The organism is Neobacillus niacini, assembly GCF_031456445.1.
Taxonomy (GTDB): domain Bacteria; phylum Bacillota; class Bacilli; order Bacillales; family Cytobacillaceae; genus Neobacillus; species Neobacillus niacini_I.
Map to the genome: position 1 here is coordinate 56,609 of NZ_JAVDUQ010000005.1, position 15,918 is coordinate 72,526.

Sequence of the window (15,918 nt, forward strand, 5' to 3'; positions counted from 1 at the left end):
AATTCATGAATTTTCTGTTCCTAATGTATGTTGCCTCATGTTTTTTTAAAATCTTTTATTATTCCTTTGTTAATATCAAAAAATAACCCATTTCTTCTCATACTTCAACTTTTTTACTCCACGATCAATCAAAGAATTTTCTCATAACATTTTTCTGTAATGGTTTGTCCTCCCTGTTGCATACAGTTTTATATAGGGGGGATTGCCATTTTTCGTTCATTTACAACCTTTAAACTCATTCGTTATGCTGTCGCTTATGTTTTTATTACTTCCGGTTTTATGAAATTACTGAATACGGATTTAGCCAATCATTTTATCGGTTTGGGTTTGCCATATTCTTATACTCTCCTGAACACCGTCATCCTTCTTGAGATTGTCTGCGGGATTCTCATCATGCTTAACAAGAGCGTGAGGAATGCAGTGATTCCTTTAATTGCTATCATGATTTCTGCTATCATTCTAACCAAAGTTCCAACTATCCACACCAGTATTTTGCAGTTTGCCTTCAATGCGCGGTTAGACATTGTCATGCTAATCCTGCTCCTTGTTCTTTATAACCGGAATCCAAATTGAAAAATCCCCCTTTGACCAAGGGGGATTTTTTCCGCATAAATCTAAAAATTCCGAGTGCTGACAGGCAACGTTTTTTCAAGAATCGGCTCATATGTATCCGTCCGCCTGTCTCTCTTAAAAATTGTAAAAGGTTTCTGGCAAACTCGATTTCTTTCAAGTCGATATCTTGCAGTAAAATTCCTTCTTCTTCCTCCAATGATTGAATAATTTCACCCATTGGGTTACTGACAAAACTGCCGCCATAAAAACGCATTTCATCTTCCTGACCAACTCGATTAACTGCAGCAACAAAGACACCATTGTGAATTCCATGTGCAGAAATTGCCTTTGTCCAGGCTGCCTTTGTGGAAAGCTCCGGATGATCCGGCTCAGATCCGATGGCAGAAGGATAGAATAGAATATCCGCCCCCTTTAATGTCAAGATTCGGGCCACTTCAGGAAACCACTCATCCCAACAGATGCCAATCCCGATTTTTCCAAATTTCGTATCATATACCGGGTAACCAGTATCCCCCGGTGTGAAATAATATTTTTCATGATATTGCGGGCCATCTGGAATATGATTTTTCCTCGTTGTTCCCAAGTGTTTGCCTGTTTCATCAAAAACCGCTGTACTATTAAAATAAACTCCTTTAGCTGCCCATTCATAAAACGGAACAATTAACACAATTTCTAGTTCTCTAGCAAGTTCCTGCATTTCTGTAATGGCTTCATGTTTATGAGAAATCGCTAACTGATAATGATCCACCGACACGGTCTGGGCAAAATATTGTGCATGATAAAGCTCCTGTAAACAAACAATATTGGCTCCTTGTGCCGCCGCTTCTCTAACCTTTGCTATCGCCTTTTCAATATTATTTTCTACTCTCTCGTCACACGTTATTTGAACCAATCCAATTTTTACTGTACTCATCGTGAAACCTTCTCAACTTTTTCATGAACAATTTTTCCGTCTACCATGGTAAAGATAACTTTCGTATTTTTAATTTCCACATATGGAACAGCAAATAAATTTCGGTCAAGAACAATAATATCCGCAAGTTTACCAGCTTCAATGGTCCCAAGTTCATGTTCGCGGAATGAACCATATGCCGGTGCAGCCGTATAGGCAAGGAGTGCATCCTTTAGAGCAATTCTCTCCTTCCCTTCCCAAACAACACCTTCATCATCCAATCTGGTAACGGCACGATAGATCCCCGGAAATGGATTCAATTTAACAACTGGATAATCGGTTCCAAAAACCACATTTGTACCATGATCCATCATCGTCTTTAATAAATAGTTATAATTCATTCTTTCCGGTCCAATTAATTCCTGATAAACATCCCTGGTTGTGACATTAATATGCTCCGGCTGAACAGAGGCCATTACACCCAATTGATGAAACCGTTCAATATCATCGGGATGGATCATTTCTACATGCTCAATCGCATGGCGGGAATCCCTGACCCCATTTTCCTTTTGCGCTGCTTCAAATGAATCTAAAGCCAATTGAACTGCCCCATCACCAATACAATGGAACCGAACCCGAAAGCCTTCCTTATCCGCTTCAACTGTCCATGTTTTAATGGTCTCTTCCGGAAAAACAGTACTTCCCCTTGTTTCCGGATTATTCGTATATGGCTCTAATAAATAAGCGGTATAGCTAGTGGTAACGCCATCGGCAAACTGCTTAAAACCGCAGAATTGGACCATATTGCTTTTATATTTTTCTCGTAAACTTTTAGCCAGCACCAGATCACCATTTAAGGGAGCAACAAAATGAACGCGTGTCGTCAGTTTTCCTTCTTTTTCATAGTCAGTAAAGTTTGCAAAAAAATACACAAAATTTTTTGAGAGTTTATCTCTGTATTTTACGATATAAATATTAGAGAGGTGTATTTATGTGGAATTATCAAAAATGTAACAATAGTACCTTTATTCAAAGACTAAAGAGGAAAAAAGAAGATGCATTAGAGTACGTAATTGAACAATACCTTAGTTTAGTAAAAGGTGTTGTATTAAAAACTCTTCCGTACCAGAAAAATTTTGGAATAGTTGAGGAATGTATAAATGACGTGTTCTTAGCTGTTTGGAATAATGCCGACCAATTTGTAGGTAACGAGGAGGATTTTCAAAGATGGATTGCTGTAATAGCCAAATATAAAGCTACCGATCAACTTAGAAAGCTAATAAGAAATCGGGAAGACTGTGCCGCCTACGCAGTTACAAGAGAGTATTTCTACTTTAGAAGAAGAAGAGCAATTTTTAAATTATGTCTCTATTTTAAAAGAAATCGATCGAAACATATTTATTATGAAATACTTACTTGGTTTTAAAAACAATGAGATAGCTGAGAGGCTTAACTTAACAACTCAAGCTGTTGAAAATAGGCTATATCGGGGAAAAGAAAAAATAAGTAAGAACTTTTTAAAGGAGTTCAATACAATATGAAAAAATTATATAAGTTTTTTAATTCAGTAAATCTGTCAGATAAAGACATGGTTGAGGTACCAATTGAACAACCGGAGATAGAAACAACAAAAAATAGAGTGTTGATATCAATCAATAAGCAAAAGGATAAACATTCTCGAATTTTAGTTATACTTGCGACTTCGGCTATCGTTTTACTTTCTTTTTCTATATTAAGTTATGTTAAACCAACAAATGCCAGTAAGATTCCTATCTTGGGTAATTTATTTTCGTTTTTTCAAAGTCCAGAGACAAAAGTGTTAGATAGCTATCACGAGAACGCTACAACATTAAATTTGTCTGTAGAGAGTAACAGTAAAAAAATAAACTTAAATGAAGCTGTATATGATGGAGATATGCTAACTATTTCCTTCAACTTGAAAACTAAAGAAAATTTAGGTGACTATATAACAGGAAATCCCGTAAAAATAAACGGTGTAATAATCAGTAAAGATACTACACTCCTATTAAAAAAGATGGATAAAACTGATTATGCTGGTCTTGTATTTGTAACAGTACCGCATGAATTACAAAAAGAGACTTTAAATGTAGACTGGTCTTTGAAAGAATTATTTAATCCATATAACGAGGTACAATCAAATGGCAAATGGTTCTTTAACTTTTCTATAAACAAAATTAGTTCTCAAAAATTTTCTATTAATGAAATAAAGAACAAGTTTCCTTTGATTATTAATGTTAAATATTTAGAGAAAACACCTATTTCAATGAAACTAAAATATAGTATTAAATTAAGTGATACATCTTTTAAACAACCCAATATTGGTTTTGAAATAACCGATGATTTAGGAAATAAGTACAGCTCATTTTCCAACTCAATTAGTCTTGAGGATGACAATACTTATGATATTAACGAAATATACTCTAAATTAAATGAAAAGGCTAAGAAGTTATACTTTAAACCAGTTGCAAGTGTCTATGATAAGAATGGAAAATTAAATTGGATAAAAATAAATTCTTTTCAATTGGATCTTAAATAAGGTACTCTTCATGGTAAACATTAAAGAAATTTATCTCAAAAAAGGAGTTTATTTATGAAACTCAATCTCAATTTAATATCGCTCATTATTTTACTATTTGCCCTAACTGGTTGTACTATAAAAGATTCAGGAAATACAATAGACAATTCTCCCATTTATACGGGCAGAAAATAAACCATTGGCGTTTTAGGTACTCCTCCAATTGTAAGAGAAAAAAATGTTCAATTTAATGTAATTACCTTCCGTGACTTAGAACAACTTAATTTATCAAAGAAATTTGATGCAATTTTTATCATGAAAGAGAACCTTCGTAAAGCCGCGGAAAGTAAATATGCAAGAATATATAAGAGTGCCGGCATACCATTTTTCTTTATACAGTCTAAAAAATCATATATCCCCTTCATCGATAAAGAAACATCGTATGACAGTTTTCCCGATTCACATTCCAAAGATTATGCAACAGGATATCTTGAATTGAATAAAGAGGGGCGATATTGGGGATACGGATTATACAATAATAAAATAAATGGACCTAATATTAAGGATGTATATTCACGCATTTTTAAAACAATTGACGAAACTAGCAGAACTCTACCTTCTAGTGAATAAAAAGTTTGGGGCCTCACACATATCCCTGTTAAGCAAGTATGAAAGGTTTACAGAAATTTTTGTAATTCAATAGAAACTGCAGTAAAAAAGTATAAAGAGTTAACCTAACACCCGGTCTGAGGAAATTAGTTTTGAAATACAAAAAACCCGAAATAAGGTCAAAATTTGACTTAATTTCCGTTTTTTACTTTTAAGACAAATTTTAGTAAATAATAATATTTTTAATCTCTTTTAATGATAGCACCCCTGTCACTATCCCTTCTAAGCACATATTAATTTTTTAGATTATCCATGTAACAAAACATCCATTATGTTACATTCACTTTTTTCTTCTGAATCTAAAAAAAGCTGTTAAAAGCAACATCCCCTAACCCTGTGGAATACAGTAATACCAAGGTTGCCTAGAAGACAAATGAATTACATTAACTCCTCCTTTAGCATATAGAACATTCAGTTGGAAGAAGGGAGTACTGTCAAGTGCTTTCTTGAAAGTAGCACCTTATCCAACTCCTTGCTGAAGGAGATGTCAATTTTTATTACTGTCTATTTGACAGGGATATGCTTAAAATAAGATGAATTTCTTTTTTATATGGCTATTTTGATTTTGGAATCTCTATGGTAAATGGTGCTAACTTTTTCATACCGATAAAGCTTGAAAAATTAAAGAGCAAAACGGTATTTTCAAGTTTAAAGTTTTCTATTTTTCTTTCTCCGCTTAAGTCGAAAACGGATTGAAAATGCGCAGTATTTTTATCAAGTAAAGTAACCTTGTTCCTTTTCATTCCATGATTTTGCGGTGGAAACCCCGAATCCATCTGATCTAAGTAATCTTTATCGACCAATGTAAATGCATAACCTAAATTATGGGTGATGATTTCTAACTTGCCTTTACTTAACTTCTTCGGCTGACCTAAGAAATAGTAATCCAGAATCAATTTATCCCCATCCTGTTTCACAGAATTTACCTTTATCGCCAAATCTGTTCGCTTACTTTTTAGTGTAAAAGATGGAGTATCTAGTTGCCTTTGCACAAGCGGGTCTTCGATGGACAATTCTGGATATATGGTAAGAGAAGTTGCACCAACTTCCAGTTTATTCATTCTCTTTCGTAATGTTTTGTGGTACCCATCGTTTTCTTTCGATTCCGCTATTATCGTATGGTTATCAAAGTGGTAGACATGTCCTTTGTTATCTACTCCTTTAAAAAAGTAAATCCAATCATCTTTATATTCAGTAGTCGTTTCATATACCAGTGTAGACGAAGCTTTAGCAATTGAGATTTCCTTTAGTCCGATTTTAACTCCTTCTTCCGGATAGTTTTTCTCCTGCTGAATCGACACGGTTTTAAATTTCTTTTGCGAGATGGGAATATCAAACTTCCAGTCCCCTTTCGTACTATTTATATAATGAATCGTTAGAGGCAGTTTGAAGTTTTCTTTAATGGTTTTATAGGGATACTTGAACTGCCAATGAAAATCTAAGCCCTTTCCTTTTGGTTTTAATCCCATTGACATGCCATCTAGCCATGGATCATGGTCCCCTTTATGGTTTTCAAAGTTTACATCAAAACTGACTTCATCTTCTTCATTTTTATTAAATTTTAAGTCCCCTTCTACATGTCCTGTAATCGAAATGGCATTGCCATCAAAATAGGCACTGGTTAGTTTTACAGTTACACCATTCTTGGTAAGGGATTGATTTAATGAGGTAACTAGGTTTTGCTTCGCTAGATTCATTCCCATGGAATCACCAAACTCTTGATAGATCTGTCCAATAAAAGGTGCTTTCGCCAATACTTTATTCATACTGGGATTCACAAAGCCGGAGCCAATGGTCATTCCGATTAAAGCTGCCGCCGCAACTCCGCTGAAGATTGCTTTCTTTTTTGAGGAAAATGAACTTTTGTTGGTCTTTTTCATTCCGCTCTCGATTGCTTGAAAAACTTTCTCTTTTGGTACATAAATCTGATCAACTGCACCCTTAAATTCCTGCTTTTCCATGACTTTTCTCCTCCCCGTTGAAATACTTTTTTAAAGTGGCTTTCCCTCTACTTAAATAGGTTTTCACGGTTCCCTCAGGAATTTCCATTATACTGCTAATCGTTTTAATCGAATAATCGTGGTAGTAAAATAGAATAATAGCAGTTCGATAGTTTTCCTGCAGCTGACCAACCGCCTCTATAAGCTGCAAGGAATTATCTTGATTACTTTTTTCGGCCAGACTTTCATTCTCCAACTGTTCATCTGTAATAGGAACTACCTGATTTCGCTTTTTTAAAATTTGACCCGCACAGCGAATGACAATTCTCGTGAACCAGGTCATAAAATACTCTGGATTTTTCAACGTGTGAATGGAAATAAAAGCTTGATAGGTTGCCTCTTGAACGACGTCTAAGGCGTCCGTTTCATTATGTACATACAGAAATGATGTCCGATAGATTTGTTCATAGTGCTGCTTGATTAAGATTTCAAAAGCCTTTTTGTTGCCGTTAATGGCTTTTTTAATGACCTTCTGTTCTTTTGTTTCCAACTCGAATCAACTCCTTTCATTTATTAGTGGAAAATATAGGAGGAAAAAGTTTCAAAAATTTTAAATAGAAAAAAGAAACAGGTTTCTACCCTGTTTCTACTATATATACATGTTATTCGATTTCCTCTTCATCCAAAAATCTTACCATTTCCAAGTGCTCCCCATAATTTGAAAATTTATTACCATTTAAATCATCAGGGAAAACCACATTATTTTTCGAATTAAAGGGTAACCAGCCAAAATTGAGCGGTTCATTGCTAAAGAGGTAATTTGCTTGTTTCACTGACTCTTGTTCCATCATTGAATTCAATACCGTTACCCATTCCTTAGGGATTTGCAGGACCCCATAATGTTTAGCATCTAATGAAACTTTCTTCTCCATTTGAATCTTTGGAAAATAGTTTTGTTTTCCTAATGTAACTAAAAATCGCCTGTCTCTTAACAAATAAAATTTTCCATAACTTAGTTTACTTCTCGGACCAATATTCCAAATGAAATAAAACGTTTCTGGGTCATCTAAATGAAGTTTCAATAATTGTGGTTCTCCTCCAGTGTTAACCGATTCAAGCTTCCATTTTCGGTTTTTCCATTCCCAGAAACTAGTACTGTATCTACCTGTTTTTGATATAAACGGAACAAATGTATGTTTTTCATCTATAAAGATTGTGTCTTGAATCTTGCTAGCCGCCGCTTCCGGGAATAGATGATTAATCCTAGCAATTAAGTGATTTTTGTTTGGGAATGGACTGGGATTCGAATCATAATGCCCATAGACCATAACGGATAGTATAACTATGACTGCTAAACTGGCGGCAAGCAATAAGCTTCTTTTCAACAACTTTACTTCCCTCCTTGTAACAAAGAATACTTGGAGCGAAAATAAAGCTGCTCTTGTGGTGTAATGATTAATAATCCTTTACCATCATTTTCAACATAAACCAATGCCTTCAGACCGCTGCCAAATTTCGGTGCGGTACCAATAAGCTGATAGGGATATCGTTCATATTTTTTTTTTGAATCCATGATGGAATAATACCATTGTTCACTATAAATATTTTCTTGCTTCATTGATGCAAGCTGTATTTGCAAATTTTCCTTATTAAGTGAATCATCATTTGCCGGTGAATAGATTTTCATAATCGAAGCATGGTCAATATTCGAAATAAATGTTGAGACGTTGTTTTGAGGATACAATGCCTGCTGAACAAGGCCCGACCCCAGAGATATAAGTAAAAAAATAAAATTGGCCCAAAACCCTAGCCAAGCAAATGGGCGATAGGTCTGCCAGCTATCTCTTCTTAATATCCAGTATAAAATCGACACACCAAGCGGCAGGATTGGAAACTTAATCAATGTACCATACATATTCCAATTTATCGAAAATGAAAAAATACCGATAAAAATGACAAAAATCGCCTTCCACGTCGTTGGTTTAACACGATGTTTTTTATAAATCTGATAGGCAATTATTCCAATAATGATCCAAGCAAAAGCTCCCATTATAAAACCTGCAAGTGTAAAAGTAAAATCAAAATGAAAAATACGAAAGCACCTCCCCTTATATAGAAAGGAATATTTTAACATATAATTAAAACTACAATACCATATAATTCTCCTAGCAATCTATAAAAAAATAAGTGTCCCAAAATTACCCTCGGGACACCGTTAGAGTCTTATTTCCGCAATTTATCAATTTCATCTGCCACAAATTGCACCTGCGTTCCCACGATGACTTGGATGCTTTGCGGTCCAATTACAATCACACCTGGAATACCTGTCGCTTTAATCTTGTTTTGATCTACAGCATTCATATCTTTTACTTCAACTCTTAACCGGGTCACACAATTTTCTACAGAAGTAACATTTGCGTCTCCGCCGAGTCCTTCATATATTTTAGCAGCAAGGTCGGCGAATTTACTTCCGTTTGTAAGGGTCCCCAATGCGTCTTCATCTAATTCCTCTTCTCTTCCAGGAGTCATTAAGTTAAATTTTACGATAATGAAACGGAACAAGAAATAATAGATCACTGCAAAAACTAACCCCTGAACCAGCAGCATGTATGGTTGATTGGCGATCGGAATTTTTAGGCTTAAAACAAAGTCAATCAACCCGGCGCTAAAGCCAAATCCGGCGGTCCAATGGAATAATGCTGCAACAGCAAGAGAAATACCTGTTAAAACAGCATGAACTAAATAAAGGACTGGTGCAACAAACATAAAGGCAAATTCTACCGGTTCTGTAACTCCAGTAAAAAAGGAAGCGAAGCCTGCTGCCATCATTAAAGAGGCAACCTGTTTCTTATGTTTCGTTTTGGCAGTATGATACATCGCAAGCCCTGCTGCAGGCAGCCCAAACATCATCACCGGGAAGAAACCCGCTTGATACATACCGGTAACACCTTTCACACCTTTACTAGCCCAGAAGTTTCCGATATCGTTGATCCCTGCAATATCGAACCAGAAAACCATATTTAAGGCATGATGCAATCCTAGTGGAATTAATAATCGGTTGAAGAAACCATATAGACCTGCGCCAAGGGCACCTAATTTACTAATCCCTTCTCCGAAAGAAACCAATCCGGTAAAGATTACAGGCCAGACAAAGAATAAGATGAGGGAAACCACTAACATGGCAAGTGAAGTCATAATTGGCACAAGCCGTTTACCGCTAAAGAAGGCAAAAGCATCAGGTAATTTCACATGACTAAAACGATTGTACATGCTTGAAGCAGCTAGACCGGAGAGTATCCCCACAAAGGCATTTCCGATTTTTCCAAAAGCAGGGTCGACTTTTGCCGCATCAATACCTTGCAGCATCGCAACAGAGTCACTTGAAAGCAAAGTGGTCACGACCAAGTAAGCAACCAACCCGCTCAGTGCCGCCGAACCATCCCGCTCCTTTGCCATTCCTAATGCAACACCGACGGCAAACAGAATAGGGATATTCCCGATGATTGAACCCCCTGCCTTAATTAAGAAAGCTGCAATGGGACTCCCGGATCCCCAGCCGGTCGGGTCAATCCAGTAGCCAATCCCCATTAGGATGGCTGCTGCCGGCAATACTGCAACTGGCAACATTAAAGAACGACCAATTCTCTGCAGATATTTCTTCATGTTAATTCCTCTTGTTAAAAGATTCTAGAAGCCTAACAACCCATTAACATCAAAAAGTACTTTAACAATAAGAATGAATAATGCCCTTTAACTATTAGATTACCCTTGGTTCTATCTCCGCCACAGACCACCCCCTTAATTGACATGGCTTAAGATCAAATCATAATTTTTACTATTTTATTACCTCATTCTATTTAAAATACATATTTAGCCAAATTCATAGTTTGCGAGAAAAAAATAAGGCAAAGTGACTACAACTGCTCACTTTGCCTTCTGCAATGAATTCTGAAGTTTTTTAAACAGAAAAGGATAGCTGCACACCCATGCCTATCCTTTTTAATATTAAAACATTTGAATGATTTTCCTTGCAGAATCTACCCCGTTTTCAATACAGTCCGGGATTCCAACTCCATAGTAGGAACAACCGGCAAGGATGATACCTGGGTAATCTGCTGCCATTTTGCTTTCAAGTGCTTCGACACTTTTCGGATGAGTAATCAAATAATTCGGCATTTGATCGGTCCATTTAGTGATTTCACTCGAAACTGGTTTTGCGTGAATTCCAAGGCTTTTGCGAAGATCGCCAAGGGCAACCTCGAGCAGTTCTTCTTTATCCATTTTCTCTAAAGAGGTAAATGAAGGATGGCTGCTTTTGTAAAAGAGTCTGACAAGCAGGTTTCCGGATTTTGAGGTATGTTCCCATTTCCGGCTTGTCCACGTACAAGCGTTGCAGGACAATTCATCCGTATTCGCGGTGATAAAACCCGTTCCATCTTCGGGAAGTACGCTGTCAGGCACATCAAAGCCAAGATACGCACTAATCAACGAACTATTTTTCAACCCTAAAAATTTGCTTTGAAGTTCCTGATCAATGATTAACGACTCAGCGGCCGTGTTCGGAATACTTAGCACGATGTAATCCGCTTCGATGATTTCCCCATTGTTTAGAAACATTTGATAACGGCTGCCCTCTTTTTCAATTTTATTGACTCTTGTATTTTTAAAAATTTCAGTTTCATCCAGCTTTTTCTCATACGCGTCAATAAACGAACCTAAACCATTTTTAAAAGAAAGAAACTTCCTTTCCCCACCTTTAAATTTCTGTTTATTGGCTTCGAGTCCTTTTATGATGCTTCCGTATTTTTCCTTATAATCGATCAAATATGGGAGGGTAGATTTGATCGTTAAGTCACTGAGCTTTCCGGAATAGACGCCGGAGAGAACAGGCGCAATTTGTTTTTCAACCAATTCCGTCCCTAGAAAATGCTGCAGAAAGGAACCGATGGAATCATTTTTAGTGAACGTTTCATTTTTTGTATAAAAATCCTTCAGTGCTGCTACTTTTCCTTCAGGAGAAACGAGGGTGCTCTTCGCCAGTGATTCAATGCTTGCCGGAATTCCAAAAACAGCATCCTCTGGAATAAGCTTCAATTCTCCATCCGTGTATATATAGGAACGGCCTGTGGCATTGTAAACAACTTCTTTTTCTAAACCAAGTTCCTCAATCACAGTTATTGTTTCCATTTTACGCTCCACAATGGAATCCGCTCCCGTTTCGATCACAAATCTATTTTGTTTTACTGTTCGGATTTTCCCGCCCAGCTGATTGGAGGCTTCAGCCAGAACCAGCCTGATATCTGCCCCATTCGCTTTCTTCCATTTTTGTAATTCATACATAACCGATAACCCCGTAATACCGCCACCGATCACTACAACTGTTTTCACTGCTGCCACCTCTTGTGTAATTCCATATTTAGTCCTTTAGAGTTTACCATACCCTATAATTATTATTTTGGCTAAAAAAAGAAAAAACGGGCTTTCCCAAAAGGGTATCCCGTTTTACCAGATTGAGGTTCAATTATACGACTTCATTGATCCCCTCTTTGTTTTCTATATTTTTATAGGCTAGTTTACTATTTTTATAACCAAACAAGAAATAGAATATCAAACCGATTATTAACCAGACACCAAATCCAATCCAAGCTATTTTTGACAAATTAGTCATTAAGTAACCGCATAACAGTACGGATAGAATAGGTACCACAGGTACAAATGGTACTTTAAATCCACGCGGTAAATTGGAATGGGTTTTTCGAAGAACAATAATCCCTATTGATACGACAATATACGCAAAAAATGTTCCGATATTAACTAATTCCGCCAACTTATTCAAGGGAATAAATCCTCCAAACAGAGAAACCAACAATCCAGTTACCCAAGTGTTGGCCACCGGGGTTTTACTCATCGGATTTACTTTAGACATAGTTTTAGGCAGTAATCCGTCTCGGCTCATGGCAAAGAAAAGGCGTGTTTGAGAATATAGTAATACTAATAATACGGTTGTAATACCTGTAATGGCTCCAATGGAAATAAATCCGGCTGCCCAATCCTGGTGAATAAAGTTTAAGGCGAATGCTACCGGGTTTTTCACATCTAGTTGTGTATAGGGAACAATACCGGTTAAAATCAACGACACAACGATATAAAGCACGGTGCAAACTGCAAGCGAAGCAATGATGCCGATTGGCATGGTCCGCTGTGGATTCTTCACTTCTTCCGCTGCTGTAGCTACTGAATCAAAACCGAGATAAGCAAAAAATACCGTAGCTGCTCCTGATGCAACACCTGTAAAACCAAAGGGCATGAAGGGTGTCCAGTTGCTCGGTTTTACGTACCAAACACCAACAGCGATAAATAGTAAAACAACCGCAAGCTTTACAATTACCATGATGTTATTGATTCGCAAAGATTCACGTATACCACGGGAAAGCAAAAAGGTAAGTAACATCACAATAGCAACGGCTGGAATGTCAATATATGTTCCTTTTTCCGGATTGTAAGCACTAGAAATGGCTGTAGGCAAATGAATACCAAACCCGTCTAACAAACCTTGGAAATATCCCGACCAACCGCTTGCTACCGCTGAAGCAGCCAACCCATACTCTAATACGAGTGACCAGCCTAGAATCCAAGCAATCATTTCACCAAAAGTAACATAGCTATAAGTGTAAGCACTACCGGAAAGGGGGACCGTTGAGGCGAACTCCGCATAGCAAAGAGCGGCAAATACGCAAGCAAGCCCAGAAAGAATAAAGGATAAAATCAGTGCGGGGCCTGCATGCTCGGCAGCAGCAACCCCTGTCAATACGAAAATTCCCGTACCAATTATACACCCGATGCCCAGCATCGTTAAATCCATGGGACCAATCACTTTGTCTAGCGCCCCATCTTTTTTTTGAGAATGTTCAAGCATATCAGAAACAGATTTTTTACGAATTAAGTTCATCTTATTCCCCCACAATTAGAAATTAACTATGATTTGATTCCATTACCCTTTTTAGTGCAGAGATAAAAGCCCGGTTCTCTTCTTCTGTTCCAATCGATACACGAATGGTTTCTGGATATCCAAGTAGAACACCCGATCTTACAATAATTCCTTGTTTCAAAAGAGACTGAAATAGCTCATCTCCTGAACGGTTTATCTTTACCATCAGAAAATTTCCTTGGGAAGGAAAATAATCTAACCCCATCTTTTCGAGTTCATTCTCCAAATATTTTCTTCCTTCATCATTCTTTCGCTTGCATGTCTCAACGAAATCTAAGTCGTCCAATGAAGCAATAGCAGCCACTTGAGCCAAACGGTTTGTATTAAAAGGTTCTTTTACTTTGACAAGCTCTTGAACAATGGCCGGATGCATCATTCCATACCCGATTCTTAATGCAGCCAATCCATAAATCTTAGAGAATGTCCGCAGAATAATGAGATTTGGAAAATCATCTACTAACGGTACAGTTTGTAAATAATCTTTGTCCGTGACGTACTCATAATAAGCCTCATCAATAATAAGCAAAATATTTTTTGGAACTTTTTCAATAAACGCGCGTAACGCCCCAGCAGAAACAATCGTTCCCGTTGGGTTGTTCGGATTACAGATAAAAATCATTCTTGTATTCGTTGTAATTGCCTCTAACATCCCTTCCAAATCATGAAAACCATTGATTAATGGAACCTTAACCGGCTTACCGCCCTCAATTAATACATTTGTTTCATAACGTGGAAAAGTAACGTCAGCCATAATTACTTCATCACCGGGTCTAATATAACTCCGGGTCAATAAACGGATAATTTCATCCGAGCCATTTCCTACTAGAATCCTCTTCCTATCTATTTTTAATTGATGTGCTAACTTTTCTGTTAAAGCCGGTGCCATACCTTCCGGATAAAGACCTGCTTGATGGATCTCTTCCATCATTGCTTTTTTCGCCTTGATTGAACATTCGTAAGGGTTTTCATTGGAAGCCATTTTGATGATTTTATCTAAACCTAATTCGCGCTGAACTTCTTCTATTGGCTTACCTGGAACATAAACACCCAGATTCTCTATTTCTTTTCGAGTGGGAATTTTATCAATCATAATCATGGATTTACCTTCCTTTCATAACGAATTACTTAACCTGCTCTACCAATTGAAAACTACCTGAAATTTTATTCAGGTAACCAGCTGCTCATATAATCTGTATCTTCCAGCTCATGTGACTTTTTCACAACATAAAGCGGCCTGAATGTATCTACCATGACAGCAAGTTCTTGTGTTTCTTTTTTACCAATACTCGCTTCAATTTTGCCTGGATGTGGTCCGTGCGGCAGACCGCTTGGATGAAGAGTAATAGAACCCTCTTCAATACCACGCCGGCTCATGAAGTCACCGTCTATATAATAAAGTACTTCATCACTATCTACATTACTATGTACATAAGGAGCAGGGATGGCTTCTGGATGATAGTCAAATAGCCGGGGTACAAATGAGCAAATTACAAAATTATGGCCTTCAAATGTCTGGTGAACGGGAGGCGGCTGATGAACGCGCCCTGTTATCGGTTCAAAATCATGAATGCTGAAGGCGTAAGGATAAAGATAACCATCCCACCCGACCGCATCTAATGGATGAAAATCATACGTGTAGGATGTGATCATCCCTTGAGCCCGTACTCGTATTTCGAATTCTCCTTTTTCATCCTTCGGCTCTAATCTTTCCGGAGTCCGAATATCGCGCTCACAAAAAGGTGAATGTTCAAGCAGTTGGCCAAATTCATTCCGATAGCGCTTTGGTGTTACGATAGAGGAACCTGATTCAAGGATAAAAAAGCGGGCTTCTTCTGATTCTAAAACAACACGATAGGTTGTCCCAATCGGAATCACCAGGTAGTCACCAGGACCAAAGCTTAATTCTCCAAATATACTTTCAATTTTTCCTTCTCCCTCATGAACAAATAACAATTCATCGCCTTCACCATTTCGATAAAAATAATCCATTTGACGATTAGGACGTGCAACACCTAGCGCTACATCCTCATTTGCCAGGAAAATTTCACGGGCTTCTAGAAAGTCTCCACCTGCTTTTGTATTCCATGTACGAAAATGACGGTGTTGTAACGCTCCCTTTTCTTCAAATTCATAGCGTACATCACGGATTTTTTCTGCCTTTTTTACTTGGGTTGGCTGATTGATGTGATAAATAAGTGACTGAATACTGGAGAAACCCTTTGTGCCCATCAATTGTTCGTAATACAAGTTGCCGTCTTCTTGACGGAACTGTGTATGACGTTTATGAGGAATGCGACCCATTTTAGCATAATATGTCATC

At 37.4% G+C, this 15,918-nt stretch carries 16 protein-coding genes; 5 read left to right on the forward strand and 11 right to left on the reverse strand.

Annotated features, from left to right (window positions below; all coding sequences use genetic code 11):
• The first annotated feature begins 159 nt into the window (after nt 1-159).
• Nucleotides 160-573 carry a DoxX family protein gene (locus J2Y67_RS07230; RefSeq protein WP_310172273.1) on the forward strand — a complete coding sequence of 138 codons (414 nt, stop codon included), beginning with the start codon at nt 160-162 and terminating at the stop codon, nt 571-573.
• On the opposite strand, the gene J2Y67_RS07235 is transcribed toward J2Y67_RS07230, so the two are convergent.
• Both J2Y67_RS07235 and J2Y67_RS07240 read right to left on the reverse strand, forming a co-directional pair.
• Nucleotides 527-1,486 carry a carbon-nitrogen hydrolase gene (locus tag J2Y67_RS07235; protein ID WP_310172276.1) on the reverse strand — a complete coding sequence of 320 codons (960 nt, stop codon included), beginning with the start codon at nt 1,484-1,486 and terminating at the stop codon, nt 527-529. The two genes, J2Y67_RS07230 and J2Y67_RS07235, sit on opposite strands and share 47 nt — an antisense overlap.
• Complete coding sequence (locus J2Y67_RS07240; protein WP_310172281.1) at nt 1,483-2,397, reverse strand: amidohydrolase; 915 nt, start codon at nt 2,395-2,397, stop codon at nt 1,483-1,485. The genes J2Y67_RS07235 and J2Y67_RS07240 overlap by 4 nt, the downstream gene beginning before the upstream one ends.
• 59 nt (nt 2,398-2,456) lie before the next feature.
• On the opposite strand from J2Y67_RS07240, the gene J2Y67_RS07245 reads away from it, so the two are divergent.
• The 4 genes from J2Y67_RS07245 to J2Y67_RS07260 all read left to right on the forward strand — a co-directional run bounded on the left by J2Y67_RS07245 (nt 2,457) and on the right by J2Y67_RS07260 (nt 4,631).
• On the forward strand, nt 2,457-2,891 hold the full coding sequence (locus J2Y67_RS07245) for a sigma factor (RefSeq protein WP_310172284.1): 435 nt from the start codon (nt 2,457-2,459) through the stop codon (nt 2,889-2,891).
• Entirely contained in the window at nt 2,869-3,006 is a 138-nt protein-coding gene (locus J2Y67_RS07250; protein WP_310172287.1) for an RNA polymerase sigma factor, read from the forward strand. Before J2Y67_RS07245 ends, J2Y67_RS07250 begins: the two co-directional genes overlap by 23 nt.
• Nucleotides 3,003-4,022: a DUF4179 domain-containing protein gene (locus J2Y67_RS07255; RefSeq protein WP_310172290.1), complete on the forward strand. Its 1,020-nt coding sequence runs from the start codon at nt 3,003-3,005 to the stop codon at nt 4,020-4,022. Before J2Y67_RS07250 ends, J2Y67_RS07255 begins: the two co-directional genes overlap by 4 nt.
• 294 nt (nt 4,023-4,316) lie before the next feature.
• Nucleotides 4,317-4,631, forward strand: coding sequence for a hypothetical protein (locus J2Y67_RS07260; RefSeq protein ID WP_310172292.1), 315 nt, complete (start codon nt 4,317-4,319; stop codon nt 4,629-4,631).
• A gap of 593 nt (nt 4,632-5,224) precedes the next feature.
• On the opposite strand, the gene J2Y67_RS07265 is transcribed toward J2Y67_RS07260, so the two are convergent.
• The 9 genes from J2Y67_RS07265 to J2Y67_RS07305 all read right to left on the reverse strand — a co-directional run bounded on the left by J2Y67_RS07265 (nt 5,225) and on the right by J2Y67_RS07305 (nt 15,917).
• On the reverse strand, nt 5,225-6,631 hold the full coding sequence (locus J2Y67_RS07265) for a DUF4179 domain-containing protein (protein WP_310172295.1): 1,407 nt from the start codon (nt 6,629-6,631) through the stop codon (nt 5,225-5,227).
• Entirely contained in the window at nt 6,612-7,160 is a 549-nt protein-coding gene (locus tag J2Y67_RS07270; RefSeq protein WP_310172298.1) for a sigma-70 family RNA polymerase sigma factor, read from the reverse strand. The genes J2Y67_RS07265 and J2Y67_RS07270 overlap by 20 nt, the downstream gene beginning before the upstream one ends.
• 112 nt (nt 7,161-7,272) lie before the next feature.
• Nucleotides 7,273-7,998: a hypothetical protein gene (locus tag J2Y67_RS07275; RefSeq protein WP_310172300.1), complete on the reverse strand. Its 726-nt coding sequence runs from the start codon at nt 7,996-7,998 to the stop codon at nt 7,273-7,275.
• Between the two features lie 2 nt (nt 7,999-8,000).
• Complete coding sequence (locus J2Y67_RS07280) at nt 8,001-8,660, reverse strand: hypothetical protein (protein ID WP_310172302.1); 660 nt, start codon at nt 8,658-8,660, stop codon at nt 8,001-8,003.
• Between the two features lie 173 nt (nt 8,661-8,833).
• Nucleotides 8,834-10,273 carry an N-acetylglucosamine-specific PTS transporter subunit IIBC gene (gene nagE / locus J2Y67_RS07285; RefSeq protein WP_310172305.1) on the reverse strand — a complete coding sequence of 480 codons (1,440 nt, stop codon included), beginning with the start codon at nt 10,271-10,273 and terminating at the stop codon, nt 8,834-8,836.
• Between the two features lie 342 nt (nt 10,274-10,615).
• Complete coding sequence (gene hemG / locus J2Y67_RS07290) at nt 10,616-11,998, reverse strand: protoporphyrinogen oxidase (RefSeq protein ID WP_310172307.1); 1,383 nt, start codon at nt 11,996-11,998, stop codon at nt 10,616-10,618.
• A gap of 133 nt (nt 11,999-12,131) precedes the next feature.
• The gene (locus tag J2Y67_RS07295) at nt 12,132-13,559 is read right to left on the reverse strand and encodes an amino acid permease (RefSeq protein WP_310172310.1); all 1,428 of its coding nucleotides are present in this window, start codon (nt 13,557-13,559) and stop codon (nt 12,132-12,134) included.
• A gap of 22 nt (nt 13,560-13,581) precedes the next feature.
• Nucleotides 13,582-14,688, reverse strand: coding sequence for a histidinol-phosphate transaminase (gene hisC / locus J2Y67_RS07300; RefSeq protein WP_396954057.1), 1,107 nt, complete (start codon nt 14,686-14,688; stop codon nt 13,582-13,584).
• Nucleotides 14,689-14,759: 71 nt separating this feature from the next.
• Nucleotides 14,760-15,917 carry a homogentisate 1,2-dioxygenase gene (locus J2Y67_RS07305; protein WP_310172315.1) on the reverse strand — a complete coding sequence of 386 codons (1,158 nt, stop codon included), beginning with the start codon at nt 15,915-15,917 and terminating at the stop codon, nt 14,760-14,762.
• Nucleotide 15,918: the final 1 nt, after the last annotated feature.

Excerpts from the sequence above, each read along its gene's own strand:
- J2Y67_RS07230 (WP_310172273.1), top strand. The coding sequence starts at position 160 with ATGGTTTGTCCTCCCTGTTGCATACAGTTTTATATAGGGGGGATTGCC.
- J2Y67_RS07235 (WP_310172276.1), bottom strand. The coding sequence starts at position 1,486 with ATGAGTACAGTAAAAATTGGATTGGTTCAAATAACGTGTGACGAGAGA.
- J2Y67_RS07245 (WP_310172284.1), top strand. The coding sequence starts at position 2,457 with ATGTGGAATTATCAAAAATGTAACAATAGTACCTTTATTCAAAGACTA.
- J2Y67_RS07250 (WP_310172287.1), top strand. The coding sequence starts at position 2,869 with ATGAAATACTTACTTGGTTTTAAAAACAATGAGATAGCTGAGAGGCTT.
- J2Y67_RS07255 (WP_310172290.1), top strand. The coding sequence starts at position 3,003 with ATGAAAAAATTATATAAGTTTTTTAATTCAGTAAATCTGTCAGATAAA.
- J2Y67_RS07260 (WP_310172292.1), top strand. The coding sequence starts at position 4,317 with ATGAAAGAGAACCTTCGTAAAGCCGCGGAAAGTAAATATGCAAGAATA.
- J2Y67_RS07265 (WP_310172295.1), bottom strand. The coding sequence starts at position 6,631 with ATGGAAAAGCAGGAATTTAAGGGTGCAGTTGATCAGATTTATGTACCA.
- J2Y67_RS07280 (WP_310172302.1), bottom strand. The coding sequence starts at position 8,660 with ATGGGAGCTTTTGCTTGGATCATTATTGGAATAATTGCCTATCAGATT.
- nagE (WP_310172305.1), bottom strand. The coding sequence starts at position 10,273 with ATGAAGAAATATCTGCAGAGAATTGGTCGTTCTTTAATGTTGCCAGTT.
- J2Y67_RS07295 (WP_310172310.1), bottom strand. The coding sequence starts at position 13,559 with ATGAACTTAATTCGTAAAAAATCTGTTTCTGATATGCTTGAACATTCT.
- hisC (WP_396954057.1), bottom strand. The coding sequence starts at position 14,688 with ATGATTGATAAAATTCCCACTCGAAAAGAAATAGAGAATCTGGGTGTT.
- J2Y67_RS07305 (WP_310172315.1), bottom strand. The coding sequence starts at position 15,917 with ATGACATATTATGCTAAAATGGGTCGCATTCCTCATAAACGTCATACA.